Annotated in this window: 18 protein-coding genes and 1 pseudogene; 13 read left to right on the top strand and 6 right to left on the bottom strand. The window is 72.5% G+C overall.

What is annotated here, in order from left to right:
* Positions 1 to 41: 41 nt before the first annotated feature.
* The 4 genes and pseudogenes from GWK25_RS30505 to GWK25_RS30520 all read left to right on the top strand — a co-directional run.
* Positions 42 to 779, top strand: a pseudogene (locus GWK25_RS30505) (enoyl-CoA hydratase family protein); the annotation flags it as partial.
* Positions 780 to 969: 190 nt separating this feature from the next.
* The gene (locus GWK25_RS30510; RefSeq protein WP_215454596.1) at positions 970 to 1,818 is read left to right on the top strand and encodes a CoA transferase subunit A; all 849 of its coding nucleotides are present in this window, start codon (positions 970 to 972) and stop codon (positions 1,816 to 1,818) included.
* Positions 1,815 to 2,594 carry a CoA-transferase subunit beta gene (locus tag GWK25_RS30515; RefSeq protein ID WP_215454597.1) on the top strand — a complete coding sequence of 260 codons (780 nt, stop codon included), beginning with the start codon at positions 1,815 to 1,817 and terminating at the stop codon, positions 2,592 to 2,594. Before GWK25_RS30510 ends, GWK25_RS30515 begins: the two co-directional genes overlap by 4 nt.
* A complete protein-coding gene (locus GWK25_RS30520) occupies positions 2,594 to 3,640 on the top strand; it encodes a nitronate monooxygenase family protein (protein ID WP_215454598.1) in 1,047 nt (348 codons plus the stop codon). The genes GWK25_RS30515 and GWK25_RS30520 overlap by 1 nt, the downstream gene beginning before the upstream one ends.
* A 106-nt stretch (positions 3,641 to 3,746) precedes the next feature.
* Here the strand turns inward: GWK25_RS30520 and GWK25_RS30525 are convergent, their stop codons facing one another.
* The 3 genes from GWK25_RS30525 to GWK25_RS30535 form a co-directional block, all read right to left on the bottom strand.
* Entirely contained in the window at positions 3,747 to 4,904 is a 1,158-nt protein-coding gene (locus GWK25_RS30525; protein WP_215454599.1) for an acetyl-CoA C-acetyltransferase, read from the bottom strand.
* A 27-nt stretch (positions 4,905 to 4,931) separates the two neighbouring features.
* Complete coding sequence (locus tag GWK25_RS30530; protein ID WP_215454600.1) at positions 4,932 to 5,606, bottom strand: TetR/AcrR family transcriptional regulator; 675 nt, start codon at positions 5,604 to 5,606, stop codon at positions 4,932 to 4,934.
* 65 nt (positions 5,607 to 5,671) lie between these two features.
* A complete protein-coding gene (locus tag GWK25_RS30535; RefSeq protein WP_215454601.1) occupies positions 5,672 to 6,460 on the bottom strand; it encodes an SDR family oxidoreductase in 789 nt (262 codons plus the stop codon).
* Between the two features lie 49 nt (positions 6,461 to 6,509).
* Here GWK25_RS30535 and GWK25_RS30540 point away from each other — a divergent pair, with 49 nt between their 5' ends.
* The 3 genes from GWK25_RS30540 (at position 6,510) to GWK25_RS30550 (ending at position 9,962) form a co-directional block, all read left to right on the top strand.
* Entirely contained in the window at positions 6,510 to 7,649 is a 1,140-nt protein-coding gene (locus GWK25_RS30540; RefSeq protein ID WP_215454602.1) for an acyl-CoA dehydrogenase family protein, read from the top strand.
* Between the two features lie 231 nt (positions 7,650 to 7,880).
* Positions 7,881 to 8,855, top strand: coding sequence for an acyl-CoA dehydrogenase family protein (locus GWK25_RS30545; RefSeq protein WP_215454603.1), 975 nt, complete (start codon positions 7,881 to 7,883; stop codon positions 8,853 to 8,855).
* Between the two features lie 177 nt (positions 8,856 to 9,032).
* Positions 9,033 to 9,962, top strand: a complete 930-nt coding sequence (locus tag GWK25_RS30550) for a rhomboid family intramembrane serine protease (protein ID WP_215454604.1) — start codon at positions 9,033 to 9,035, stop codon at positions 9,960 to 9,962.
* 171 nt (positions 9,963 to 10,133) lie between these two features.
* Here GWK25_RS30550 and GWK25_RS30555 read toward each other — a convergent pair whose 3' ends face one another.
* The 3 genes from GWK25_RS30555 to GWK25_RS30565 form a co-directional block, all read right to left on the bottom strand.
* Complete coding sequence (locus GWK25_RS30555) at positions 10,134 to 11,594, bottom strand: glutamate synthase subunit beta (protein WP_215454605.1); 1,461 nt, start codon at positions 11,592 to 11,594, stop codon at positions 10,134 to 10,136.
* Positions 11,587 to 16,188: a glutamate synthase large subunit gene (gltB, locus tag GWK25_RS30560; protein WP_215457716.1), complete on the bottom strand. Its 4,602-nt coding sequence runs from the start codon at positions 16,186 to 16,188 to the stop codon at positions 11,587 to 11,589. The genes GWK25_RS30555 and gltB overlap by 8 nt, the downstream gene beginning before the upstream one ends.
* Before the next feature lie 390 nt (positions 16,189 to 16,578).
* A complete protein-coding gene (locus GWK25_RS30565; protein WP_215454606.1) occupies positions 16,579 to 17,307 on the bottom strand; it encodes a VIT1/CCC1 transporter family protein in 729 nt (242 codons plus the stop codon).
* Positions 17,308 to 17,593: 286 nt separating this feature from the next.
* Here GWK25_RS30565 and GWK25_RS30570 point away from each other — a divergent pair, with 286 nt between their 5' ends.
* Genes GWK25_RS30570 through GWK25_RS30595 form a run of 6 tightly spaced genes read left to right on the top strand, consistent with a single transcriptional unit; the run spans position 17,594 to position 24,848 of the window.
* On the top strand, positions 17,594 to 18,700 hold the full coding sequence (locus GWK25_RS30570) for an ADP-ribosylglycohydrolase family protein (protein WP_215454607.1): 1,107 nt from the start codon (positions 17,594 to 17,596) through the stop codon (positions 18,698 to 18,700).
* Positions 18,697 to 20,103, top strand: coding sequence for an ADP-ribosylglycohydrolase family protein (locus tag GWK25_RS30575; RefSeq protein WP_215454608.1), 1,407 nt, complete (start codon positions 18,697 to 18,699; stop codon positions 20,101 to 20,103). Before GWK25_RS30570 ends, GWK25_RS30575 begins: the two co-directional genes overlap by 4 nt.
* Positions 20,100 to 21,302, top strand: a complete 1,203-nt coding sequence (locus GWK25_RS30580; RefSeq protein ID WP_251829105.1) for an ADP-ribosylglycohydrolase family protein — start codon at positions 20,100 to 20,102, stop codon at positions 21,300 to 21,302. Before GWK25_RS30575 ends, GWK25_RS30580 begins: the two co-directional genes overlap by 4 nt.
* Entirely contained in the window at positions 21,299 to 22,783 is a 1,485-nt protein-coding gene (locus tag GWK25_RS30585; RefSeq protein WP_215454609.1) for an ADP-ribosylglycohydrolase family protein, read from the top strand. The genes GWK25_RS30580 and GWK25_RS30585 overlap by 4 nt, the downstream gene beginning before the upstream one ends.
* On the top strand, positions 22,780 to 23,997 hold the full coding sequence (locus tag GWK25_RS30590; protein WP_215454610.1) for a CaiB/BaiF CoA-transferase family protein: 1,218 nt from the start codon (positions 22,780 to 22,782) through the stop codon (positions 23,995 to 23,997). The genes GWK25_RS30585 and GWK25_RS30590 overlap by 4 nt, the downstream gene beginning before the upstream one ends.
* The gene (locus GWK25_RS30595) at positions 23,994 to 24,848 is read left to right on the top strand and encodes a CoA ester lyase (protein WP_215454611.1); all 855 of its coding nucleotides are present in this window, start codon (positions 23,994 to 23,996) and stop codon (positions 24,846 to 24,848) included. The genes GWK25_RS30590 and GWK25_RS30595 overlap by 4 nt, the downstream gene beginning before the upstream one ends.
* The last annotated feature ends 183 nt before the right edge of the window (positions 24,849 to 25,031 follow it).

Consider the following 25,031-nt stretch of genomic DNA (forward strand, 5'->3'; position numbering starts at 1 on the left):
CGCACCAAACAAACGTTAGGTGGAAGGTAGCTGATGCTCCGATGACTGTCTCCACCTCGTCCCCGGAAAAGGGGATTTCCGTCGTCACGGTCGACTTCCCGCCGGTGAACGCCCTGCCGGTGCGCGGGTGGTTCGAGCTGGCGGAGGCCGTGCGCGACGCGGGGCGCGATCCAGAGGTGCGGTGTGTCGTGCTGGGCGCGGAGGGGCGCGGGTTCAACGCCGGGGTGGACATCAAGGAGATCCAGGCGGCGGGGCACAGCGCGCTGATCGGTGCCAACCACGGTTGCGCGGAGGCCTTCGCCGCCGTGTACGAGTGCGAGGTGCCGGTGGTCGCCGCCGTTCAGGGGTTCTGTCTGGGCGGCGGGATCGGGCTGGTGGGGAACGCGGACGCGATCGTGGCGAGCCAGGACGCGACCTTCGGCCTGCCGGAGCTGGACCGGGGCGCGCTCGGTGCGGCGACGCATCTGGCGCGGCTGGTGCCGCGGCATCTGATGCGCGCGCTGTACTACACCTCGCGTACGGCGACCGCCGCCGAGCTACGGGCGCACGGTTCGGTGTGGCGGGTCGTGCCGCGTGCCGAACTTCCGTCCGCCGCGCTGGAGTTGGCCCGGGAGATCGCCGCGAAGGACGGTCGGCTGCTGCGGCTGGCCAAGGCTGCCATCAACGGCATCGACCCCGTCGACGTCCGCCGCAGCTACCGCTTCGAGCAGGGATTCACCTTCGAGGCGAACCTCAGCGGGGTGGCGGACGAGGTCCGCGACACCTTCGGAGTGGCGGGGAGGGCCGGAGCGGCGGTGCGGGCGGGGAGGGCCGGGACGGCGGGTGCGGCCAAGGCGGATCCGCCGGCCGAGGGAGGCGAGGCGGCCGAGGGACGCGACGCGGTGGAGGGGAGCGGCACGGCCGGGGAACGCGGCACGGCCGGGAAACGCGACGCGGTGGAGGGAAGCGACGCGGTGGAGGGGGACACGGGTGAGTGACAAGGTCATGACCGCCGACGAGGCCGTTTCGCGGCTGGCGAGCGGGATGACGCTCGGCATCGGCGGCTGGGGGTCGCGCCGCAAGCCGATGGCCCTGGTGAGGGCGGTGCTCCGGTCCGGGATCACCGATCTCACGGTGGTCTCCTGTGGCGGCCCGGACGTCGGGATGCTCGCCGCCGCCGGACGGATCCGGAAACTGGTCGCCCCCTTCGCCACCCTGGACTCCATCCCCCTCGAACCCCATTTCCGCGCGGCGCGCGAGCGGGGCGCGTTCGAGCTGATGGAGATCGACGAGGCGATGTTCCTGTGGGGCCTGCGCGCCGCCGCGCACCGGTTGCCGTTCCTCCCGGTGCGGGCGGGCATCGGCTCGGACGTGATGCGGGTCAACCCCGGGCTGCGGACGGTCACTTCACCGTACGACGACCGGGAGACCTTCGTCGCCATGCCCGCCCTGCGCCTCGACGCGGCCCTCGTGCACGTCAACCGGGCCGATCAGCGGGGCAACGGCCGGTATCTGGGCCCGGACCCGTACTTCGACGACCTGTTCTGCGAGGCGGCCGACGCCGCGTACGTCTCGTGCGAACGGATCGTGGACACGGCAGAGCTGGCGAAGGAGGGGCCGCCGCAGACGCTGCTGGTCGCCCGGCATGTGGTGACAGGGGTGGTCGAGGCCCCGAACGGCGCGCACTTCACCTCCTGCGCCCCCGATCACGGCCGGGACGAGGCCTTCCAGAAGTTGTACGCGACCACGCCCTGGGAGGACTTCGCCGAGCGGTTCCTCTCCGGCGACGAGGCCGCCTACCAGTCGGCCGTACGAGCCTGGCGGAAGGAGGGTTCGTGAACGAGGGGACGACGAACGAGCGGACGTCGAGCGAGGGGACGTCGACGGGCGGCGCGACGCGTGCCGATTACTGCGTGATCGCCTGCGCGGAGGCCTGGCGCGGGGCCGGGGAGATCCTCGCGAGCCCCATGGGGCTGATCCCGTCGCTGGGCGCGCGCCTGGCGAGGCGGACCTTCTCGCCGGACCTGTTGCTGACCGACGGCGAGGCGCTCCTGGTCGACCTCGACGGCACCGTGGAGGGATGGCTGCCCTACCGACGGCACCTGGACCTGGTCACCGGTGGCCGGCGGCACGTGATGATGGGCGCGAGCCAGATCGACCGGTACGGCAACCAGAACATCAGTTGCGTCGGCGACTGGGGGAGGCCGAGGCGACAGCTGCTGGGAGTGCGGGGCGCTCCGGTCAACACCCTGAACAACCCGACCAGTTACTGGGTTCCGAAGCATTCCCGGCGGGTCTTCGTCGAGAAGGTGGACATGGTGTGCGGGGTGGGTCACGACCGCGTGGCCGCGCATCCGGCCGCCGCCCGCTTCCACCGTCTGCCGCGGGTCGTGTCGGACCTCGGGGTGTTCGACTTCGCCACGCCCGACCGCGCGATGCGGCTGGCCTCGCTGCACCCCGGGGTCACGGTCGAGCAGGTGCGGGAGGCGACGGGCTTCGCGCTCGCCGTCCCGGACGAGGTGCCGTGCACACGGGAGCCCACGGCGGAGGAGCTGCGGTTGATCCGCGAGGTGATCGATCCGGCGGGCGCCCGTGCTCGTGAGGTCAACGGCTGATGGAGACGGCGCTCACCCGGCTCGTCGGCGTCCGGCATCCGGTCGTGCAGACCGGTATGGGGTGGGTGGCCGGCCCCCGGCTGGTCTCCGCCGCGGCGAACGCGGGGGCGCTCGGCATCCTGGCCTCCGCGACGATGACGCCCACGCGGCTCCGGGACGCCGTACGGGAGGTGAGGTCCCGCACGGACGCGCCGTTCGGGGTGAATCTGCGGGCCGACGCGGCGGACGCGCGGGAACGGGTGCGGATCGTCGTGGAGGAGGGCGTCCGGGTGGCGTCGTTCGCGCTCGCGCCGTCCAGGGAGCTGATCGCCGAGCTCAAGGACGCGGGTGTGGTGGTGATCCCGTCGGTGGGCGCCCGGCGGCACGCCGAGAAGGTGGCGGCGTGGGGTGCGGACGCGGTGGTCGTGCAGGGCGGCGAGGGCGGTGGGCACACCGGGGAGGTGGCGACGACCGTGCTGCTGCCGCAGGTCGTGGACGCCGTCGACATCCCCGTGGTCGCCGCCGGCGGATTCCACGACGGGCGGGGTCTGGTGGCCGCGCTGGCGTTCGGGGCGGCCGGGGTGGCGATGGGCACCCGGTTCCTGCTCACCTCGGACTCGACGGTGCCCGACGCGGTGAAGGCCCGCTATCTGGCGGCGACCGTCAAGGACGTCACCGTCACCCGGGCCGTGGACGGGTTGCCGCACCGCATGCTCCGCACGGAGTTCGTGAGCGCGCTGGAGGCGTCCGGCCGGGCGCGCGCCCTGCTGCGCGCCGTGCGGCACGCGGCGGCCTTCCGACGGCTGTCCGGGCTCACCTGGCGTGGCATGGTCCGCGACGGCCTCGCGCTGCGGCACGGCAAGGACCTCGCCTGGAGCCAGGTCCTGCTCGCCGCCAACACGCCCATGCTGCTCAGGTCCGCGATGGTGGACGGCCGTACGGACCTGGGGGTGATGGCGGCCGGTCAGGTCGCCGGCGTGATCGACGACCTGCCGTCCTGCGCGGAGCTGGTGGAACGGATCATGAGGGAGGCGGACGAGGTACGGGGGCGCCTCGGCGGCATCTGACCCTACGTAGGGGGCCTCTTGGCGACGCCTGCCCCTTACGTACGGGGCGTCTCGGCGGCGCCTGACCCCCTGCGCACGGACGCGCCATTCGGCACACCCCCGGTCGTCAGAGCCTCTCGATGATCGTCACGTTCGCCTGTCCGCCCCCCTCACACATGGTCTGGAGGCCGTACCGGCCGCCCGTGCGCTCCAGTTCGTGCAGGAGGGTCGTCATCAGCTTGGCGCCGGTCGCGCCCAGGGGGTGGCCGAGGGCGATGGCGCCGCCGTTGACGTTGACCTTCTCCGGGTCGGCGCCCGTCTCCTTCAGCCACGCCAGGACGACCGGTGCGAACGCCTCGTTGATCTCGACGAGGTCGATCGCGTCGAGGGTGAGGCCGGACTTCTTCAGGGCGTACGCGGTCGCCGGTATCGGCGCGGTGAGCATCCGGATGGGGTCCTCGCCGCGTACGGAGAGGTGGTGCACGCGGGCGCGCGGGGTCAGCCCGTGCTCCCGTACGGCGCGTTCGGAGGCGAGCAGCAGCGCCGCGGCGCCGTCGGAGACCTGGGAGGAGCAGGCGGCGGTGACGGTGCCGCCGTCGATGACCGGCTTCAGCGCGGCCATCTTCTCCAGCGAGGTGTCCCGGCGCGGCCCCTCGTCGACGCTCACGTCCCCGTACGGCACGGTCTCGCGCGCGAAGCGGCCCTCGTCGAGGGCCCGTACCGCCCGACGGTGGGAGGTCAGCGCGTACTCCTCCTGGTCGCGGCGGCTGATGCCCCACTTCGCGGCGATCATCTCGGCGCCGGCGAACTGGTTCACCGGCCGGTCGCCGTAACGGGCCCGCCAGCCCTCGCTGCCGGCGAAGGGGCCGTCGGTGAGTCCGAGGGGGACGGCGGCCTGGCGGGAGGCGAAGGCGATGGGGATCATCGTCATGTTCTGGACGCCGCCCGCGACCACCAGGTCCTGGGTGCCGGAGAGCACTCCCTGCGCGGCGAAGTGCACGGCCTGCTGCGAGGAGCCGCACTGCCGGTCGACGGTCGTGCCCGGTACCTCCTCGGGCAGTCCGGCGGCCAGCCAGCTGGTCCGGGCGATGTCACCGGCCTGCGGGCCGACGGTGTCCAGGCAGCCGAAGACGACGTCCTCCACGGCGGCCGGGTCCACGCCGGCGCGTGCGACGAGCGCCTTGAGTGCGTGTGCGCCGAGGTCGGCCGGGTGGATCTGGCCGAGCCCTCCCCCGCGCCGCCCGACAGGCGTCCGGACCGCTTCGACGATATAGGCCTCGGCCATGGCAACTCCCTTGACGTCAGAGGTGGTTCACCGATCGATCTCCGGGTCGTGCGTCGCGGGCCCGCTGTGGGGCCGCGCGTGTACGGCGATCCCGTCCAGGACCATCGACAGGTACTGCCGGGCGATCTCCTCCGGGCCGAGCTGTCCGCCGGGCCGGTACCAGGAGGCGGCGACCCACACCGTGTCGCGCACGAACCGGTAGGTGAGCCGGGTGTCGAGGTCGGCGCGGAACTCCTGGGCGGCCACCCCGCGTTCCAGCGTGGCCAGCCATGCCTTCTCGAACTTGCGCTGCGACGCGTCGAGAAACTGGAACCGGTCCTGCGCGACCAGCTTCTTGGCCTCGTTCTGGTAGATCGCGACGGCGGCGCGGTGCCGGTCGATGGCGCGGAACGACTCGACGACCAGGGCCTCGAAGGTCTCCCGGGGACGCAGCTCGGCGTCCAGGACGGCGTCGTAGCCCTGCCAGAGTTCGTCGAGGAAGGTCCGCAGGATCTCCTCCAGCATCGCGTCCTTGGACTCGAAGTAGTAGTAGAGGCTGCCCGCGAGCATGCCGACGTCGTCCGCGATCCTGCGGACGGTGGTGGCGTTGTACCCCAGGTCGGCGAAGACCTCCGCGGCCCGGTCGAGGAGTTCCCGGCGGCGGGCGGGCGCGGCGGGCGGCTTGTCGCCGGCGGTCGTCCGGGGCTTCTTCTTGGTCGGCACGCTGTTCCTCGTCCTCACGGGTGCTGGTCGCTCAGGGGTGCTGGTCGATCATGGGTGCTGGTCGGTCACGGGTGCTGGTTGCTGACGGAGACGATCTCACCCGTCAGGTACGAGGAGTAGCCGGACGCGAGGAAGACGATCACGTTGGCCACCTCCCAGGGCTCGGCGTACCGCCCGAGGGCCTCGCGCGCGGTGAGCTCCTCCAGCAGTTCCGGGGTGGTGACCTTCACCAGGTGCGGGTGCATGGCGAGGCTGGGCGAGACGGCGTTGACCCGGACCCCGTACGCGGCCGCCTCGATCGCCGCGCACCTGGTCAGGGCCATGACGCCGGCCTTGGCGGCGGCGTAGTGCGCCTGGCCGGCCTGGGCGCGCCAGCCGACGACGGAGGCGTTGTTGACGATGACGCCGCCGCCGCTGTCCCGCATCAGCCGCAGCGCGGTCCGGGTGCAGCGGAACGTGCCGTTCAGCGTCACGTCCAGCACCGTGGACCACTGCTCGTCGGTCATGTCGACGAGGTCGCTGGTGCCGCCGAGACCCGCGTTGTTGACCACGATGTCGAGCCGTCCGTGCAGCCGGGCGCCGGCCTCGAACAGGGCCCGCACCTGGTCCTCGTCGGTCACGTCGCACGGCACCGCCCGGACGGACTCCGCTCCGAACTCCTCGGCCAGTTCGTCCCGGTACGCCTTGAGTCTGCGCGTGTGGGCGTCGCTGATCAGTACGCGCGCACCCTCCTCCAGGAAGCGTCGCGCGGTGGCCCCGCCGATGCCCGCGCCCGCCGCGGCGGTGATCACGGCGGTGCGTCCGGCGAGCAGACCGTGGCCGGGGAGGTACGTCGGAGGGTCGACGTTCTTCATGCGGGCACGCTAACCTACCAAACACTTGTTAGGGAAGGAGCAGTGCTCCATGGACCTCGCTTGTTCCCCCGCCGACGAGGCCTTCCGCGTCGAGGCCCGTGCCTGGCTGCGCGCCCATGTCCCGTCGCGGCCGCTCCCGTCCCTGGAGACCGAGGAGGGCTTCGCCGCCCATCGGGACTGGGAGGCCGAACTCTTCGCCGACCGCTGGTCGGTGGTGAACTGGCCGACCGCGTACGGCGGCCGCGACGCCGGGCTGCTCCGCTGGCTTCTCTTCGAGGAGGAGTACTACGCGGCGGGCGCCCCGGGCCGGGTCGGCCAGAACGGCATCAACCTCCTCGCCCCGACTCTGTTCGACCACGGCACCGAGGAGCAACGGGCTCGCGTGCTGCCCCCGATGGCCTCCGGCGAGGTGGTGTGGGCCCAGGCCTGGTCGGAGCCCGGGGCCGGGTCCGACCTGGCCTCGCTCACCTCACAGGCCGTGCGCGCGGACGGCGGCTGGCTGCTGACCGGGCAGAAGACCTGGTCGTCCCGGGCGGCGTTCGCGGACCGGGCGTTCGGCCTGTTCCGCAGCGGGCGCGGCACCGACCGGCCCCACCAGGGGCTGACGTACCTCATGTTCGACCTGCGCGCCCCGGGCGTGACGGTCCGCCCGATCGGCCGCCTCGACGGCAGGCCCGCGTTCGCCGAGCTCTTCCTCGACGACGTGTTCGTGCCGGACGAGGACGTCATCGGCGAGCCCGGCCAGGGCTGGCGCATCGCGATGTCCACCGCCGGCAACGAGCGCGGTCTGACGCTGCGCTCCCCGGGCCGCTTCCTGGCCTCCGCGCACCGGCTGCTCGCCCTCTGGCACGACCGGGGCAGCCCGGCGTCGGCCCGCGAGGCGGTGGCCGACGCGCTGATCGGCGCCCGCGCCTACCAGTTGTTCACCCACGCGGCCGCCTCGCGCTTCCTGGCGGGCACGCCGATCGGCCCCGAGGCCAGCCTCAACAAGGTCTTCTGGTCCGAGTACGACATCGCCCTGCACGAGACGGCGCTCGACCTGCTCGGCGAGGAGGGCGAGTCGGCGGACACCGACTGGTCCGAGGGGTACGTCTTCTCCCTCGCCGGCCCGATCTACGCCGGCACCAACGAGATCCAACGCGACATCATCGCCGAACGCCTCCTCGGCCTGCCGAAGGGCCGCCGCTGATGCGCGGGCCGTCTTGAGAGGCCGTCGATGCGGGCCCTCCTGAGAGCCGTTGAATGCGGCCCTCCTGAAAGGCCGTCGATGCGGGCCCTCTGCCGGGGGCCGCTGATGCGCGACCCGCACCTGCAAAGGCCGCCGACGACGCGCGGCCTCCGTCCGAACGGCCGCCCCGACGCGCGGCCCCGACCTCAGGGCCTCCGCTGACGCGTGCCCCCTCCGGAAAGGCCACCCCCGATGCGTTTCCTCCTGGACACCGAGCAGCGGGCGTTCGCCGAGTCGCTGGACGCCATGTTGTCGGCCGCCGACACGCCCGCCGTCGTACGGGCTTGGGGGCGCGGGGAGCACGAGGCGGGGCGTGCGGTGTGGGCGCGCCTCGGTGACGCGGGCGTGTTCGCGCTGGCGGCGCCGGAGGCGTACGAGGGGGTGGGTCCGCTCCCCGTCGAACTGGCCGTGGCCTTCGTGGAGTTGGGTCGGCACGCGGTTCCGGGACCGCTCGTGGAGACGGTGACGGCGACGGTGCTCCTGGCGGGCCTGGACGACCCGGGCCCGGCCAAGCGGCTGCTCCCGGCGCTGGTGTCGGGCGAGGCGATGGCCACGGTGGCGCCGTCGCCGGGTTCGTACGCACTGGACGGGGACGCGGCGACGACCCGCCTCACGCTCGCCCCGGAGACGGGCGAACTGCGCCTCGCCCCCGGCCACGGCCCCGTGCGCCGCTCCCTGGACCCGGCCCGCCGCCTGACCCCGCTCTCCCCCGGCGGCGACCTCCTCGCCGCCGACCCGTCCCTGCTCTCCCACGCCCTCGTCCGGGCGCGTCTCGCGGTCGCCGCGCAGGCGCTCGGCGTCGGTCTGGCGCTGCTCGACAGGACGGTGGCGTACGTCAGGCAGCGCACCCAGTTCGGTGTGCCCGTGGGGTCGTTCCAGGCGGTGAAGCACCAGTTGGCGGACGCCAAGGTGGCCCTGGAGTTCGCGCGGCCGATGGTCTTCGGGGCGGCGGTCACCCTGGACCCGGCGGACGCGGCGGCGGCCAAGGTGACGGCGTGCGAGGCGGCGTACACGACGGCGCGCACGGCGCTCCAGGCGCACGGAGCGATCGGTTACACGGCGGAGTACGACCTGTCCCTCTGGCTGACCAAGGCGCGCGCGCTGCGGGGCGCGTGGGGCTCGCCCGACGAATGCCGGGACGTGGTCCTCAGCGCTCCTCAGTGGTGAGGACCGCCCTCGGAACCACGGGACGATGCCCTCCGCCCGCGCCGCCACCAGCCGGCCTCGACGAAGATCCCGAGGCTAGGGCACTCCCCCGCAGCGCGCTCCCGCCCAGGTTCGCTATTTTGTTCGCCGCCGTCCTCACCGGCTCGTCATCAGCCCCGCACCCACAAGGAGCCGGCCGTGGAACCCGAGTCCTCGTCGTCGTCCGAGCCCACCGTCACCACCTGCTACCGCCACCCGAACGTGGAGTCCTACGTCCGCTGCACCCGCTGCGAGCGGTTCATCTGCCCGGACTGCATGCACGACGCGGCCGTGGGCCACCAGTGCCCGGAGTGCGTGAAGGAGGGCGCGCGAACCGTCCGCCAGGCCCGCACCGTCTTCGGCGGCCGGATCTCGGCGGTCCCGCTGGTGACGTACGTCCTGATCGGCCTGAACGTCGTCGCGTACGTCGCCGAACTGCTGCGCCCGTCGGTCGTCGACGACTTCGCGATGCTGGGCCGGGGCCTCGCCGGCCCGGACGGTCTGCACTACGTCTGGCAGAGCGCCTACCCGGCCGACTTCCACCTCGAAGGCGTGATCGACGGCGAGTGGTACCGCCTGCTCACCGGCGCCTTCCTCCACATCCCGCCCACCGAGGGCACGTTCGGCATCCTCCACATCGTGATGAACATGGTCACGCTGTGGAACGTGGGCCGGGTGGTGGAGGCCCAGCTGGGCCGCGCCCGCTATCTGAGCCTGTACCTCCTCTCCGCCCTCGGCGGCTCCGTCCTGGTCCTCCTCCTGGCTCCCGACAGCAGCACGGTCGGCGCCTCCGGCGCGATCTTCGGCGTCTGCACGGCGTACTACGTCCTGGCCCGCCGCCTGGGCGCCGACCCGGCGGGCATCAACCGCTTCATGGCGGGCCTGCTGATCTGGCTGGTCATCTCGGCGGTCGTGACGTCCTGGCAGGGCCACCTCGGCGGCCTCCTCACGGGCGGACTGGTGGCCCTGGGCTTCGCGTACGCGCCCAGGGACCGGCGGAGGGTCCTGGTGCAGGCGGGGGCGTGCGTGGGGGTGCTCGCGCTGTTGGTGGTGCTGGCGGTGGCGAAGGTGGCGGCGATGACCGGCTGACCGAGCGGACATGCGACGGCGCCTGCCCGGTAGTCCGGTCGGGGACTGGTGGGCAGGCGCCGTCTGTGTTCCGTACGCCGTTGTACGGGACGTCTGTCGATCCGGTGGATCAGTGACCCGGTGGATCAGTGACCGGCGGGGCAGGACCCGGCAGGTCAGGAACCCGGTGGATCAGACCATCAGCGAGCGGTCCGTCGGGCGGATCGGCGCCGGCAGGTCGCTCGCGCCCGTGAGGAAGCGGTCGCAGCCGCGGGCGGCCGAGCGGCCCTCGGCGATCGCCCAGACGATGAGGGACTGACCGCGCCCCGCGTCGCCGGCCACGAACACACCCGGCACGTTCGTCTGGAAGTCGGCGTCACGCGCGATGTTGCCGCGCTCGTCGAGGTCCAGGCCGAACTGGTCCACGAGACCGTTCTCGCGGTCCGTGCCGGTGAAGCCCATCGCCAGCGTCACCAGCTGGGCGGGGATCTTCCGCTCCATGCCCGGCTTCTGCGTCAGCTTGCCGTCGACGAACTCGACCTCGACGAGGTGCAGCCACTGGACGTTGCCGTCCTCGTCGCCCTCGAAGTGGGTGGTGGAGACGGAGTAGACCCGCTCGCCGCCCTCCTCGTGCGCGGAGGTGACCTTGTACAGCATCGGGAAGGTCGGCCACGGCTGGTTCGGGGCCCGGTCCTCGCCCGGCTTCGGCATGATCTCCAGCTGCGTGACCGAGGCCGCGCCCTGGCGGTGGGCGGTGCCCACGCAGTCCGCGCCGGTGTCGCCACCGCCGATGACGACGACGTGCTTGCCCTCGGCCGTGATGGGGGGCGCCACGAAGTCGCCCTCCTGCACCTTGTTGGCCAGCGGCAGGTACTCCATCGCCTGGTGGATGCCGTTCAACTCGCGGCCGGGGACCGGCAGGTCACGGGCGGTGGTGGCGCCCGCGGCGATGACGACGGCGTCGTACCGCTTCTTCAGGTCCGTGGCCTTGAGGTCGCGGCCGATCTCGATGCCCGTCCGGAAGCGGGTGCCCTCCGCGCGCATCTGCTCGATACGGCGGTTGATGTGCCGCTTCTCCATCTTGAACTCGGGGATGCCGTAGCGGAGCAGACCGCCGACGCGGTCCGCGCGCTCGTACACGGCGACCGTGTGACCGGCCCGCGTCAGCTGCTGGGCGGCCGCGAGACCCGCCGGGCCCGAGCCGATGACCGCGACCGTCTTGCCGGAGAGGCGCTCCGGGGCCTGGGGCGCGACGTCGCCGCTGTCCCACGCCTTGTCGATGATCGAGACCTCGACGTTCTTGATGGTGACGGCCGGCTGGTTGATGCCGAGCACACACGCCGACTCGCAGGGAGCGGGGCACAGCCGACCCGTGAACTCCGGGAAGTTGTTCGTCGCGTGCAGACGCTCCGAAGCCGCGCTCCAGTCCTCGCGGTAGGCGTAGTCGTTCCACTCGGGGATGAGGTTCCCGAGGGGACAGCCGTTGTGGCAGAACGGGATGCCGCAGTCCATGCAGCGGGACGCCTGCTTCGAGATGATCGGGAGCAGGGAACCGGGGACGTAGACCTCGTTCCAGTCCTTCAGCCGTACGTCGACGGGGCGGGACTTGGCGACCTCGCGCCCGTGGTTGAGGAAGCCCTTCGGGTCAGCCATTGATCGCCGCCTCCATCATCTTCTCGGTGATCTCGGTCTCGGAGAGACCGGCCTGCTCGGCGGCGGCCTTGGCGGCGAGCACTGCCTTGTACGTGCTGGGGATGATCTTGCTGAAGCGCTGCACGGCCTCGTCCCAGTCGGCCAGCAGCTTCTCGGCGACCGTCGAACCCGTCTCCTCGGCGTGACGGCGCACCACGTCGTGCAGCCACTGCCTGTCGGTGTCGTCGAGGGCCTCGATGGCGCCCACGTTGCCGACGTTGACGTTGTCGCGGTCCAGGTCGATGACGTACGCGATGCCGCCCGACATACCGGCCGCGAAGTTGCGGCCCGTCTCGCCGAGGACGACCGCGTGGCCGCCGGTCATGTACTCGCAGCCGTGGTCGCCCACGCCCTCGGAGACCACCAGGGCACCGGAGTTACGGACGCAGAACCGCTCGCCCGTACGCCCCCGGAGGAACAGCTCGCCGCCGGTGGCTCCATAGGCGATGGTGTTGCCCGCGATGGTGGAGTACTCGGCGAGGTGGTCGGCGCCCCGGTCGGGACGGACGATCACCCGGCCGCCGGAGAGGCCCTTGCCGACGTAGTCGTTGGCGTCGCCCTCCAGGCGCAGCGTGACGCCGCGCGGGAGGAAGGCGCCGAAGGACTGGCCGGCCGAGCCGGTGAAGGTGATGTCGATGGTGTCGTCGGGGAGCCCTGCCCCGCCGAACTTCTTCGTCACCTCGTGGCCGAGCATCGTGCCGACGGTGCGGTTGATGTTGCGGACCTTGACCTGGGCGCGGACCGGCTGGGCGTCGGTGGCGTCGTTCGCGGCCAGCGCGTCGGCGGCGAGCTTGATCAGCTCGTTGTCGAGCGCCTTCTCCAGGCCGTGGTCCTGCTCGATCAGCTGGTGGCGGACGGCGCCCTCGGGCAGCTCGGGCACGTGGAACAGCGGCTCCAGGTCCAGGCCCTGTGCCTTCCAGTGGTCGACCGCGCGGGTCACGTCGAGCGCCTCGGCGTGGCCGACGGCCTCCTCGATGGAGCGGAAGCCCAGCTCGGCGAGGATCTCGCGGACCTCCTCGGCGATGAACTCGAAGAAGTTCACGACGTACTCGGCCTTGCCGGAGAACCGGTCGCGCAGCGTCGGGTTCTGCGTGGCGATGCCGACCGGGCAGGTGTCCAGGTGGCAGACGCGCATCATGACGCAGCCGGAGACGACGAGCGGCGCGGTCGCGAAACCGAACTCCTCGGCGCCGAGCAGCGCGGCGATGACGACGTCGCGGCCGGTCTTCAGCTGGCCGTCGGTCTGCACGACGATGCGGTCGCGCAGGCCGTTGAGCAGCAGCGTCTGCTGGGTCTCGGCGAGGCCGAGCTCCCAGGGGCCGCCCGCGTGCTTCAGCGAGGTGAGCGGGGAGGCGCCCGTTCCGCCGTCGTGGCCGGAGATGAGGACGACGTCCGCGTGCGCCTTGGACACACCGGCCGCGACCGTGCCGACGCCGACCTCGGAGACCAGCTTGACGTGGATCCGCGCCTGCGGGTTCGCGTTCTTCAGGTCGTGGATCAGCTGGGCCAGGTCCTCGATGGAGTAGATGTCGTGGTGCGGCGGCGGGGAGATGAGGCCCACGCCCGGCGTCGAGTGACGCGTCTTGGCGACCCACGGGTACACCTTGTGGCCGGGCAGCTGACCGCCCTCACCGGGCTTGGCCCCCTGGGCCATCTTGATCTGGATGTCGTCCGCGTTGACGAGGTACTCGCTCGTCACACCGAAGCGGCCGGAGGCGACCTGCTTGATCGAGGAACGCCGCGCCGGGTCGTAGAGGCGGTCCGGGTCCTCGCCGCCCTCACCGGTGTTGGACTTGCCGCCCAGCTGGTTCATGGCGATGGCGAGCGTCTCGTGCGCCTCGCGCGAGATGGAGCCGTACGACATGGCGCCGGTCGAGAAGCGCTTGACGATCTCGGAGACCGGCTCGACCTCGTCGACGGAGATCGGAGCACGGCCCTCGCCGGCCTTGAAACCGAACAGGCCGCGCAGCGTCATCAGACGCTCGGACTGCTCGTTCACGCGGCTCGTGTACTGCTTGAAGATGTCGTAGCGGCGCGTGCGGGTGGAGTGCTGGAGGCGGAAGACCGTGTCCGGGTCGAACAGGTGCGGCTCGCCCTCGCGGCGCCACTGGTACTCGCCGCCGATCTCCAGGGCGCGGTGGGCGGGCGCGATGCCGCTGGCCGGGTACGCCTTGGCGTGGCGGGCGGCGACCTCCTTGGCGATGACGTCGATGCCGACGCCGCCGATCTTGGTGGCCGTGCCGTTGAAGTACTTCTCCACGAACTCGTCCGCGAGACCGACGGCCTCGAAGACCTGGGCGCCGCGGTAGGAGGCGACCGTGGAGATGCCCATCTTGGACATGACCTTGAGGACACCCTTGCCCAGGGCGTAGATCAGGTTGCGGATCGCCTGCTCGGCCTCGATACCGGAGAGGAACGTTCCGGCACGGACGAGGTCCTCGACGGACTCCATCGCCAGGTACGGGTTGACGGCCGCGGCTCCGAAGCCGATGAGCAGGGCGACGTGGTGTACCTCGCGGACGTCACCGGCCTCGACCAGCAGGCCCACCTGGGTGCGCTGCTTGGTGCGGATGAGGTGGTGGTGGACGGCCGCGGTGAGCAGCAGCGACGGGATCGGCGCGTGCTCGGCGTCCGAGTGGCGGTCCGACAGGACGATCAGCCGGGCGCCGTTCTCGATGGCGGCGTCGGCCTCGGCGCAGATCTCCTCGATGCGCGCGGCGAGGGCGTCACCGCCGCCGGAGACCCGGTACAGGCCGGAGAGGGTCGCGGCCTTCATGCCGGGCATGTCGCCGTCGGCGTTGATGTGGATGAGCTTGGCCAGCTCGTCGTTGTCGATCACCGGGAAGGGCAGGGTGACGCTGCGGCACGACGCGGCGCTCGGCTCCAGGATGTTGCCCTCGGGACCCAGCGAGGAGCGCAGCGAGGTGACGAGCTCCTCGCGGATGGCGTCCAGCGGCGGGTTGGTGACCTGCGCGAACAGCTGGGTGAAGTAGTCGAAGAGCAGGCGCGGGCGCGAGGACAGCGCGGCGATCGGCGAGTCCGTGCCCATGGAACCGATGGGCTCGGCGCCGGCCTTGGCCATCGGCGCGAGGATGACGCGCAGCTCCTCCTCGGTGTAGCCGAAGGTCTGCTGGCGGCGGGTGACCGAGGCGTGGGTGTGCACGATGTGCTCACGCTCGGGCAGGTCGGACAGCTCGATCTCGCCGGCCTCCAGCCACTCCGCGTACGGGTTCTCCGCGGCGAGCTGGGACTTGATCTCGTCGTCCTCGATGATGCGGTGCTCGACGGTGTCGACGAGGAACATCCGGCCCGGCTGCAGGCGGCCCTTGCGGACGACCTTGGCGGGGTCGATGTCGAGGACGCCGACCTCGGAGCCGAGGACGACGAGGCCGTCGTCGGTGACCCAGTAGCGGCCGGGGCGCAGGCCGTTGCGGTCGAGGACCGCGCCGACCTGACGGCCGTCGGTGAAGGTGACACAGGCCGGGCCGTCCCAGGGCTCCATCATCGTGGAGTGGAACTGGTAGAAGGCGCGGCGGGCCGGCTCCATGGAGTCGTGGTTCTCCCACGCCTCCGGGATCATCATCAGCACGGAGTGCGGCAGGGAGCGGCCACCGAGGTGGAGCAGCTCCAGCACCTCGTCGAAGGAAGCCGAGTCGGAGGCGTCCGGCGTACAGATGGGGAAGATCCGGTCCAGCTTGTCCTGCGGGCCGAACAGGTCGGAGGCCAGCTGGGACTCGCGGGCGACCATCCAGTTGCGGTTGCCCTTGACCGTGTTGATCTCGCCGTTGTGCGCGACGAAGCGGTACGGGTGGGCGAGCGGCCACGACGGGAAGGTGTTCGTGGAGAACCGGGAGTGCACGAGCGCGATCGCGGAGGCGAAGCGGCGGTCGGACAGGTCCGGGAAGAAGGGCTCGAGCTGGCCGGTGGTCAGCATGCCCTTGTAGACGATCGTCCGCGCGGACAGCGAGGGGAAGTAGACGTCGACCTCGCGCTCGGCGCGCTTGCGCAGCACGAACGTCTTGCGGTCGAGGTCGATGTCCTTCGAGGTGCCGTCGGTGACGAAGACCTGGCGGAAGGCGGGCATCGTGGAGCGGGCCGTGGCGCCGAGCAGCTCGGGGGCGACGGGCACCTCGCGCCAGCCGAGGACGGTCAGGCCCTCCTCGGCGGCGATGGCGTCGATGCGGGCGACGGCGTCCTCGGTGCCCTCCTCGGGCAGGAAGCCGATGCCGACGGCGTAGGAGCCGGCCTCGGGCAGCTCGAATCCGGCCACCTCGCGGAAGAAGGCGTCGGGAACCTGGGAGAGGATGCCGGCGCCGTCACCCGAGTCGGGCTCCGAACCGGTCGCCCCTCGGTGCTCCAGGTTGCGCAGAACCGTGAGCGCCTGCTCGACCAGCGCATGGCTCGCCTCGCCGGTGAGGGTGGCCACGAAGCCGACGCCACAGGCGTCGCGCTCGTTGCGGGGGTCGTACATACCCTGCGCAGCAGGGCGAGCATCCATGAACGACCACTTCTGGCCATTCGTGGAGTGCTGGGACGGCTGGCGCGGCGTACGCATCGGCTCTCCCGTCGTCGTCATCTGGCATATGCGATTGCCGAGGGACGACGCTGGCCCTCTGCGTAAGGTGCAAAATTTCGTGCAGGTTACATGATGGAACGATTCTCGGGAAGCGGATACTTCGTCCCAACATGCGGACGCCACGGCGCGGAGGGGGTGGGCGCACGCGGTGGCGCGATCGAACGCGATCAGGGGGAGCCGACCGGACAGATCTTTGTCGGTCGACCGGAGGCGCAGGAGGCGTCGTCGCCCACTGCTTCAGGGTGCTTCAGGTGCTTGACGGGCGTCGTTGCCCGCGGCGCTTACGGCTCATGCCCAGCGGTTAAGCATTCGAAACCGCGTGGTAACGACTATTTATGCGGTCCCGCGCATACGTAGCCATCCGATCCATCATACGGCCGCCCCGAACAGGCTGCCCAGGGCGTACGTCACACCCGCCGCAGCACCGCCGAGGGCCAGCTGCCGCAGCCCGCTGAACCACCAGGATCTGGCCGTCACCCTGGCCACCACCGCACCGCACCCGAAGAGCCCGACGAGTGCCACCAGGACGGCGGGCCACAGCGCGCCCGCCCCGAACAGATAGGGCAGTACGGGCAGCAGGGCGCCGAGCGCGAAGGAGCCGAAACTCGACACGGCGGCCACAACGGGCGATGGCAGATCGCCGGGATCGACGCCCAACTCCTCGCGCGCGTGGATCTCCAGCGCCTGCTCGGGATCGTGCGACAACTGCCGCGCGACCTCCCGGGCGAGTCCGGCCTCGACGCCACGACTCTCGTAGAGCGCGGCGAGCTCCTCCTCCTCGTCCTTGGGGTGCTTGCGCAACTCCCGCCGCTCGACGTCGAGTTCGGCCTGGACGAGTTCACGCTGCGAGGCCACGGACGTGTACTCGCCCGCGGCCATGGAGAAGGCCCCGGCGGCGAGCCCGGCGAGCCCCGCGACGACGACCGCCTCCCGCCCGGCCGTTCCGCCGGCCACACCGGTCATCAGCGCCAGGTTGGACACGAGCCCGTCCATCGCCCCGAACACGGCGGGCCGCAGCCAGCCGCCGTTCACGTCCCGATGGGTGTGGTTGTCCCGGTGCGCCTCGTGCAACGCGGCCTCGGTGTCGATGATCGCCACGATCAAGCCCCTTTCCTCACGTCGAACGTACGCTCGGAAAATCGCTTCTGCCAGCAAGGAAGGCCGTACTTACCCGGCCTCACCCGGTCGCCGGCTGTTCGAGAAACGGCTGCCGCTCATTCGTACATGGCGATGCACAGATGTCGACCGGGTGATACCCGTGCGTTCCGCGCGCCGCCGGGGCCGCCGGTGTGGGAGAGATCTTCCCAGCGAAAGCTGGAACATCTTCAGAGCGGATCAACTGCCCACCGGGCCAGACCTGCCCACGGGCCAGAGAGGCGACCGTATGCCTTCCATCGCCTGCATTCCCTCGGTCCCGGCGCCCGGGGACGCCACCGACCTCCGCGAGCGGGCACGGGGGGCCATGCTCGGGCTCGCCGTCGGGGACGCGCTGGGGGCGCCCGCCGAGAACATGAAACCCTCCGAGATCCGCGCGCGCTGGGGGCGCATCACCGGGTATGTGGCCGAGCGCCCCTCGGGGACCGACGACACCGAGTACGCCATCTTCTCCGGGCTGCTGCTGGCCCGGCACGGCTCGGCGCTCACCGTCACCCACGTGGAGACGGCCTGGCACCAGTGGATCGCGGACCGGGACGAGGGCCCGTTCCGCGGCGCGGGCTTCAGCGAACGCGGCACCCTGGAGAACCTCCGCCGCGGCCTCGCCGCGCCGATCTCGGCCCAGCACCGGCACGCCTGGAGCGACGGCCTGGCCATGCGCGCGGCCCCCTTCGGCGTCTTCGCGGCGGGCCGCCCCGCGGAGGCCGCCCGGCTGGTCGCCATCGACGGCTCGGTCAGCCATGACGGCGAGGGCATCTACGGCGGCCAGGCGGTCGCGGCGGGCGTGGCGGCGGCGATGGCCGGCGCACCCACGATCTCCGTCGTGGCCTCCGCGCTCGCGGTGATCCCCGACGACTCGTGGACCGCGCGCTCCCTGCGCCGGGCGGTCGCCGTCGCCCACCGGGGCGAACGCGCGGTCCGCTCCGCCGTCGTCATCGGGGGCTACCCCTGGACCGACCTCGCCCCCGAGGCCGTCGCCCTCGCCTTCGGCGCCTACGCGGCGGCCGACGGCGACTTCACCGAGTCGGTGCTCACCGCGGTGAACATGGGCCGCGACGCCGACACGACCGCGGCGGTCGCCGGCGCGCTGGCCGGAGCGACCCGGGGAGCGTCGTCGATCCCGGCCGACTGGACCGCCGCCATCGGCCCGGCGAGGGGCAGTTGCCTGCCCTCCATGGCCGGCCACCACGTCCTGGACGTGGCCGAGCTCCTGGTCCCGACCGAGGGCGGCAAATGGGTCACGGGCCCAGCTCTCTTCCCGCACGGCGACCGCCCCCTCCCGCCCCCGACCACCTTCACCCTCGCCCCGGCCGACACGACGGAGACCCCCACATGACCCCACCGACCCCGTGGGACGACACGACCCCCACGGCACCCTCCACGCCGTACGAGAAGCCGCCCCGCGGCACACCGCCGGCATCGCACGACAGGCCGACGGACACGGCGAATACGGCGGACACAGCGGGCGCAGCCGACTCAGTAGACACGGCAGACACGGCAGACACGGCAGACACGGCAGACACGGCGACCATCAGCGAGCCACACCTCAAGGTGACGAACGAAGCGGCCGAAGGCGAAGCCGAGGCCGGCAGGCCCCGCCACCCGAAGGGCAGCCGCGTCGAGGGCCTCCTCCTCGGCCTCGCCGCCGGTGACGCCGCCGGCTGGCCCGCCGCCCGCCACCGCGCCGCGCGCATGCCGGAATGGACCCGCCGCCTCACCCGCGAACTGGACACCTTCGCCGAGCAGAACGCCACCACCACCCTCCCCGTCCCCATCGCCCTCAACCAGCCCCCCGAGCCCCTCCGCCTCGGCCCCTCCGACGACGCGGAATGGGCGGCCTTCGCCGCCGAGGCCCTCCTCCGCGCCGGCGACGCCGCCGCCCTGGGCGACCTGAGCCTGGAACGCCGCACCCGCGCCTCCATCGACCTGTCCTGGAACGCCGTGGCCAGCGAGATCGCCGCCGCCGCCGAACGCGCCCCCGAGGTCGAGTCCGCCGTACTCCCCCTGCGCGCCCGAATCTCCGTACGCGCCGGACTCGGCAACCTCGCCACCGGCCTCCGCCCACCCGCCACCGGCCACGACAACCCCCACTACTTCGACGACGCGGCCTGCGTCCGCGCCTGCGTCCTGGCGGTGGCCCACCCGGGCGACCCCCGCGGCGCCGCCGACCTCGCCGAGTTCGACGCCCGCTACACCCAGGACGGCGACGGCGTGCACGGCGCGCGAGCGATGGCCGCCGCGCTCGCGCTGGCGCTCACCGGCGCGGACGTCGACGACTGCGCGGCCGCGGCCCTGGCCGAACTCCCCGCCGGAACGGAGATCGGCCGCAACGCCCGCCACGCCCTCGACCTCGCCCACCGCCACAGAAAAGAAGGAACATTCGCTCTGGTACCCCTCCTGGAGCACCAGATCGTCGACCACGTCTACAGCTACGGCATCGCCGCCGCCGAGACCGTCCCCGTGGCCCTCGCCCTGGCCACCGCCGCACGCGGCCGGATCGCCGAGGCCGTCCCCGCCGCCGCCTGCCTCTCCCGCGTCGCCGACTCCGCCCCGGCCCTGGCCGGCGCCCTGACCGGCGCACTCGGCGGCGCCAGCGCCATCCCCGACACCTGGCGGGACGCCTGCCGCACCCTCTCCGGCTGCGCCCTCCCCCGCCTCACCGGCACCGACCTCGTCCACCTCGCCGAACTTCTCGACACAGCGGAACTCCCCACCACCACCGGCGTTAGCCGGTCATGACGCCCGCATCGCGACCCGCACCCGTCCCCGCCCCAGGCCCCGTCCCGGCAGCCGTCCCGGACGCCACCCTCGACGAACGCATCACCGGCGCCCTGGTCGGCGCCGCCGTGGGCGACGCCCTCGGCGGCCCGGTGGAGGGCTACTCCCCGGAGCAGATCCTCGAACGCCACGGCGGCCGCGTGCACGGCGTCGTCGGCCCCTGGAACGGCGACGACTGGCGCACCGCCCGCCCCATCGCCCCGTACCACAAGGGCGACGGCCACGTCACCGACGACACCTTGATGACGCACGCACTCGTCCGGGTGTACGACCGCGTACGCGACCACCTCGACGCGTACGCCGTCGCCGAGCACCTGGTGCCGGACATGATGACGACCCCGCGCTGGATCCCCGAGCTGGAGGCCGAGGCCCTCCCCCTCCAGCGGGTCTTCCTCGCCGAGAAGTGGCTCGTGGCCCGGATCCACTACGGCCACATCGACCCCCGTGAGGCCGGCACCGGCAACATCGTCAACTGCGGCGCCGCGATGTACATGGCGCCCGTCGGCCTGGTCAACGCGGCCGACCCGCCCGGCGCGTACGCCGAGGCCCTCGACGTCGCGAGCGCCCACCAGTCGTCGTACGGCAGGGAGGCCGCCGGTGTGTTCGCGGCGGCCGTCGCCGCGGCGTGCACGCCGGGCGCGACGGCGGAGTCGGTGGTCGAGGCCTGCCTCGCCCTGGCGAAGGACGGTACCCGCGCGGCGATCGAGTCGGTGTGCGAAGTGGCTCGCCGTCACACGGACTTCGAGTCGGCGCTACGTCCGCTCCGCGAGGCGGTGGCCCCGTTCGACACGGTCGGCCCCGACTACCGCGCCCCCTCCCTCGGCGCCCGCCGCCCCTCCCGGCTCCACGCGATCGAGGAACTCCCCATCGCGCTCGGCATGTTGCTCGTGGCCCGCGGCGACTACCGGCACGCCGTGCTGGGTTCGGTGAACTACGGCCGCGACTGCGACTCCATCGCGACGATGTCCGGCGCCCTCGCCGGCGCGCTGGGCTCCGACGTCCCCTCCGACTGGGCCAAGACGGTCGCGGAGGCCAGCCGGCTCGACCTGCACGCCCCCGCCCGGACGTTGACGGACGTCGCGCTCCAGATCCACGGCCAGGACGTCCGCCGCCGCCGCGCCCACGAGTCGGCCTTCACCGCGCTGGCCCCCGTCCGGTGACCCCCCTGCGTCTCACCTGGGTCCAGCCCGAGGACCTCATCGGCCACGAACTCCACCAGGCCCGCCAGGACGGCCGCGAGCCGTCGGCCGTAGCCGCGCGCTGGCGGGCGGCGGGCGGCCCCCCGGCCCCCAGGCGCGCCGGCGCCTCCCCCGACCGGGCCTCCCGCTACCTCCGCCAGCTCGCCGAGGACCTGCTGGACGAACTGGCGGACCTGCCGAGCGCGTTGTCGGAACACGAGCCGACGGACCTGGACAGGATCAAGGCCCTGTGCCCCAACTGGCCCGCCCCGCCCGCCCATTCTGCGGGCGATCGTGCCGCTGGGGCGATGGGGGTCCCCCCGGTCGAGCGAAGCCGAGACTGGGGGAGGGTGGGCGCAGGCGGCACCTCGCCACCGCCGAGCAGCGGACCCCACCCCACCCCAGCCACGTACACGCAGCGCCTGGAAGCCGCCTGGCTGGGCCGAGCCGCAGGCTGCCTCCTCGGCAAACCCGTCGAGAAGCTCCCCCTCGACGTCATCCGCCGCCTCGCCGCAGCCGCGGGCAACTGGCCCCTCACCACATGGTTCACCGCCCGAGGCGTCCCCCCGGAACTCCTGGCCGCCCACCCCTGGAACCGCCGCTCGGCCCCCACCTCCCTCGCCGAGAACATCGACGGCATGCCCGAGGACGACGACCTCAACTACCCCCTCCTCAACCTCCTCCTCCTGGCCCGCCACGGCCGGGACTTCACCACCGCCGACGTGGCCACCCTCTGGCTGGACGAACTCCCCGCGGGCCGCACCTTCACCGCCGAACGCGTCGCCTACCGCAACCTCCTCTGCGGCATCGACCCACCCCGCACCGCCCGCCACCGCAACCCCTTCCGCGAGTGGATCGGCGCCCTGATCCGCGCCGACGTCCACGGCTGGACCAACCCCGGCGACCCGGCCGCCGCGGCCGAACAGGCGCACCGGGACGCCACCCTCACCCACACCGCCAACGGCGTCTACGCGGCCATGTTCGTCGCGGCCACCATCGCCGAGGCGGCCACCGGCACCCGCGACGTCCACAAGTGCCTGCGCACCGGCCTGACGGTCGTCCCCCCGCACTCCCGCCTCGCGAGGGCGATCGACCACGCTCTCCGACTGACCACGGAATTCCGGGACTTCGACAGGGTCGTCGACGAACTCCACGCCACCTACGCCGACCACCACTGGGTCCACGCCGTCCCCAACACGGCCCTGCTCACCGCCGCCCTCACCCACGCGGACGGCGACTACACGGCCTCCATCTGCCGTGCCGTGTCGGGTGGTTGGGACACCGACTCCAACGGAGCCACGGCCGGCAGCATCGCGGGGCTCCTGACCGGCAGCCCGGACGCGCTGCCCGACCGCTGGACGGCCCCCCTCAAGAACCGCCTGGCCACCTCGATCGCCGACTTCAACGGCATCGGCTTCGACACCCTGGCCCACCTCACCCTCCGGGAGACTCCCCACCCATGACCCAGGCGCCACCCCCGCCCCAGGCGGACACCCCTCCGCTCAGCCACCTGCGCGTCCTCGACCTCGCCACGCTCTTCGCCGGCCCCCTCGCCGCCACGATGCTCGGTGACTTCGGCGCCGAGGTCATCAAGGTCGAGCACCCCACGAAACCGGACCCGTCCCGGGGCCACGGCCCGTCGAAGGACGGCGTGGGCCTGTGGTGGAAACTGCTGGGCCGCAACAAGCGCACCCTGACGCTGAACCTCTCCACCCCCGGCGGCCGGGACACCCTCCTGCGGCTCGCCGCCACCGCCGACGTAATCATCGAGAACTTCCGCCCCGGCACCCTGGAGAAATGGGGTCTGGGCTGGGAGGAGCTGTCGGCGGCGAACCCCGGTCTGGTCCTCGCCCGGGTCACCGGCTTCGGCCAGTTCGGCCCGTACGCGCACCGCCCCGGCTTCGGCACGCTCGCCGAGGCGATGAGCGGGTTCGCCGCGATCACCGGCGAACCCGACGCCCCGCCGGTCCTGCCGCCCTTCGGTCTCGCCGACTCCATCGCGGGCCTCGCGACGGCGTACGCGGTGATGACCGCGCTCGCGGCGCGTGACCGCACCGGACAGGGGCAGACGGTCGACATGGCGATCATCGAGCCGATCCTCACCGTTCTCGGCCCCCAGCCCCTCTGGTACGACCAGCTGGGCCACGTGCAGCCCCGTACGGGCAACCGCTCCGCGAACAACGCGCCCCGCAACACCTACCGTACGGCGGACGGTTCCTGGGTGGCCGTGTCCACCTCGGCCCAGTCGATCGCGGAGCGCGTGATGCGCCTGGTGGGACGGCCCGAGCTGATCGACGAGCCCTGGTTCGGTTCAGGGGCGGAGCGGGCCCGGCACGCGGACGTCCTGGACGAGGCGGTCGGCGCGTGGATCGCCCGTCACACCCGGGAGGAGGTCATCGGGGCGTTCGAGAAGGCGGAGGCCGCGGTGGCCCCCATCCAGGACGTACGGGAGGTGATGACCGACCCCCAGTACCGCGCCCTGGACACGATCACCACCGTCGACGACCCCGACCTCGGCCCCCTGCGCATGCAGAACGTCCTCTTCCGCCTCTCCACCACCCCCGGCGCGATCCGCTGGGCGGGCCGTGCGCACGGCGCCGACACGGACGTGATCCTGGCCGAACTGGGCCTGTCCGCACCGGAGATCGCGGCCCTTCGCCAGGAGGGCGCCCTGTGACCCCGAAGCCGCCGACGCCCTTCCCCCTGACCTGGCTGTACGTCCCCGGCGACCGCCCGGAGGTGGTCACCAAGGCCCTGGCCTCCGGCGCGGACGTGGTGATCGTGGACCTGGAGGACGCGGTGGCCCCCGACCGCAAGGCCTACGCCCGCGCGGCCACCGCCGAACTCCTCTCCGCACCGCCGCCCGTACCGGTCCACGTACGCGTCAACGCCCTGCGCACCCCGGAGGCCGAGGCGGACCTCGAAGCCCTCGCCCCGCTCCCCGGCCTGTCCGCCCTCCGCCTCCCGAAAATCACGTGCCCCGACGAGGTGGCGAGCGTCGCGGAACGGACCGCGCCGGCGGAAGGAGGAGCAATCCCTTTGTACGCCCTCCTCGAATCGGCGCTGGGGGTGGAGCGGGCGTACGACATCGCCACCGCGCACCCCGCCCTGCGGGGCATCGCCCTCGGCGAGGCCGATCTCCGCGCGGACCTGGCCGTCAGCGACGACCGGGCCCTCGACTGGCCGCGCTCCCGGGTGATCCTCGCCGCCCGGGCCGCCGGCCTTCCGTCTCCCGCCCAGTCGATCCACCCGGACACGAAGGATCTGGCGGGGCTGGCGGCCACGTCCGCGCACGGGCGCGCGCTCGGCTTCCTGGGCCGTGCCGCCATCCACCCCCGTCAGCTCCCGGTGATCGAGCGCGCCTACACCCCGACGGCCCAGGAGGTGGAGTCGGCCGAGCGCACGCTCCGCGCGGCGAGCACGACGGCCGGGGCGCAGGCCCTTCCCGACGGCCGCTTCATCGACCCGGCCGTGGTCGCCGCCGCCCGGCGAACCCTGACCCTGGCCGGCCGCCCCACCCAGCTTTGATCCGCCCCCGCCGCCCCTGCCCGTCCCTCCCCCAGGGGCTGCGCCCCTGACCCCCGAGCGTCCGTCCGGTGGGGGCTGGTCGCGCAGCTCCCCGCGCCCCTGAAAAGGCGGGGCTGCGCCCCAGCCTTTTCAGGGGCGCAGAGCCTGAAGTCTTTAGGGGCGCGGGGAGCTGCGCGAGAAGCC

It is taken from the genome of Streptomyces sp. ATCC 21386 (genome assembly GCF_018728545.1).
Classification (GTDB): domain Bacteria; phylum Actinomycetota; class Actinomycetes; order Streptomycetales; family Streptomycetaceae; genus Streptomyces.

Excerpts from the sequence above, each read along its gene's own strand:
- GWK25_RS30535 (WP_215454601.1), bottom strand. The coding sequence starts at position 6,460 with ATGAAGAACGTCGACCCTCCGACGTACCTCCCCGGCCACGGTCTGCTC.
- GWK25_RS30525 (WP_215454599.1), bottom strand. The coding sequence starts at position 4,904 with ATGGCCGAGGCCTATATCGTCGAAGCGGTCCGGACGCCTGTCGGGCGG.
- GWK25_RS30570 (WP_215454607.1), top strand. The coding sequence starts at position 17,594 with ATGCCTTCCATCGCCTGCATTCCCTCGGTCCCGGCGCCCGGGGACGCC.
- GWK25_RS30580 (WP_251829105.1), top strand. The coding sequence starts at position 20,100 with ATGACGCCCGCATCGCGACCCGCACCCGTCCCCGCCCCAGGCCCCGTC.
- GWK25_RS30520 (WP_215454598.1), top strand. The coding sequence starts at position 2,594 with ATGGAGACGGCGCTCACCCGGCTCGTCGGCGTCCGGCATCCGGTCGTG.
- GWK25_RS30545 (WP_215454603.1), top strand. The coding sequence starts at position 7,881 with ATGCGTTTCCTCCTGGACACCGAGCAGCGGGCGTTCGCCGAGTCGCTG.
- GWK25_RS30555 (WP_215454605.1), bottom strand. The coding sequence starts at position 11,594 with ATGGCTGACCCGAAGGGCTTCCTCAACCACGGGCGCGAGGTCGCCAAG.
- GWK25_RS30540 (WP_215454602.1), top strand. The coding sequence starts at position 6,510 with ATGGACCTCGCTTGTTCCCCCGCCGACGAGGCCTTCCGCGTCGAGGCC.
- GWK25_RS30575 (WP_215454608.1), top strand. The coding sequence starts at position 18,697 with ATGACCCCACCGACCCCGTGGGACGACACGACCCCCACGGCACCCTCC.
- GWK25_RS30590 (WP_215454610.1), top strand. The coding sequence starts at position 22,780 with ATGACCCAGGCGCCACCCCCGCCCCAGGCGGACACCCCTCCGCTCAGC.
- gltB (WP_215457716.1), bottom strand. The coding sequence starts at position 16,188 with ATGCGTACGCCGCGCCAGCCGTCCCAGCACTCCACGAATGGCCAGAAG.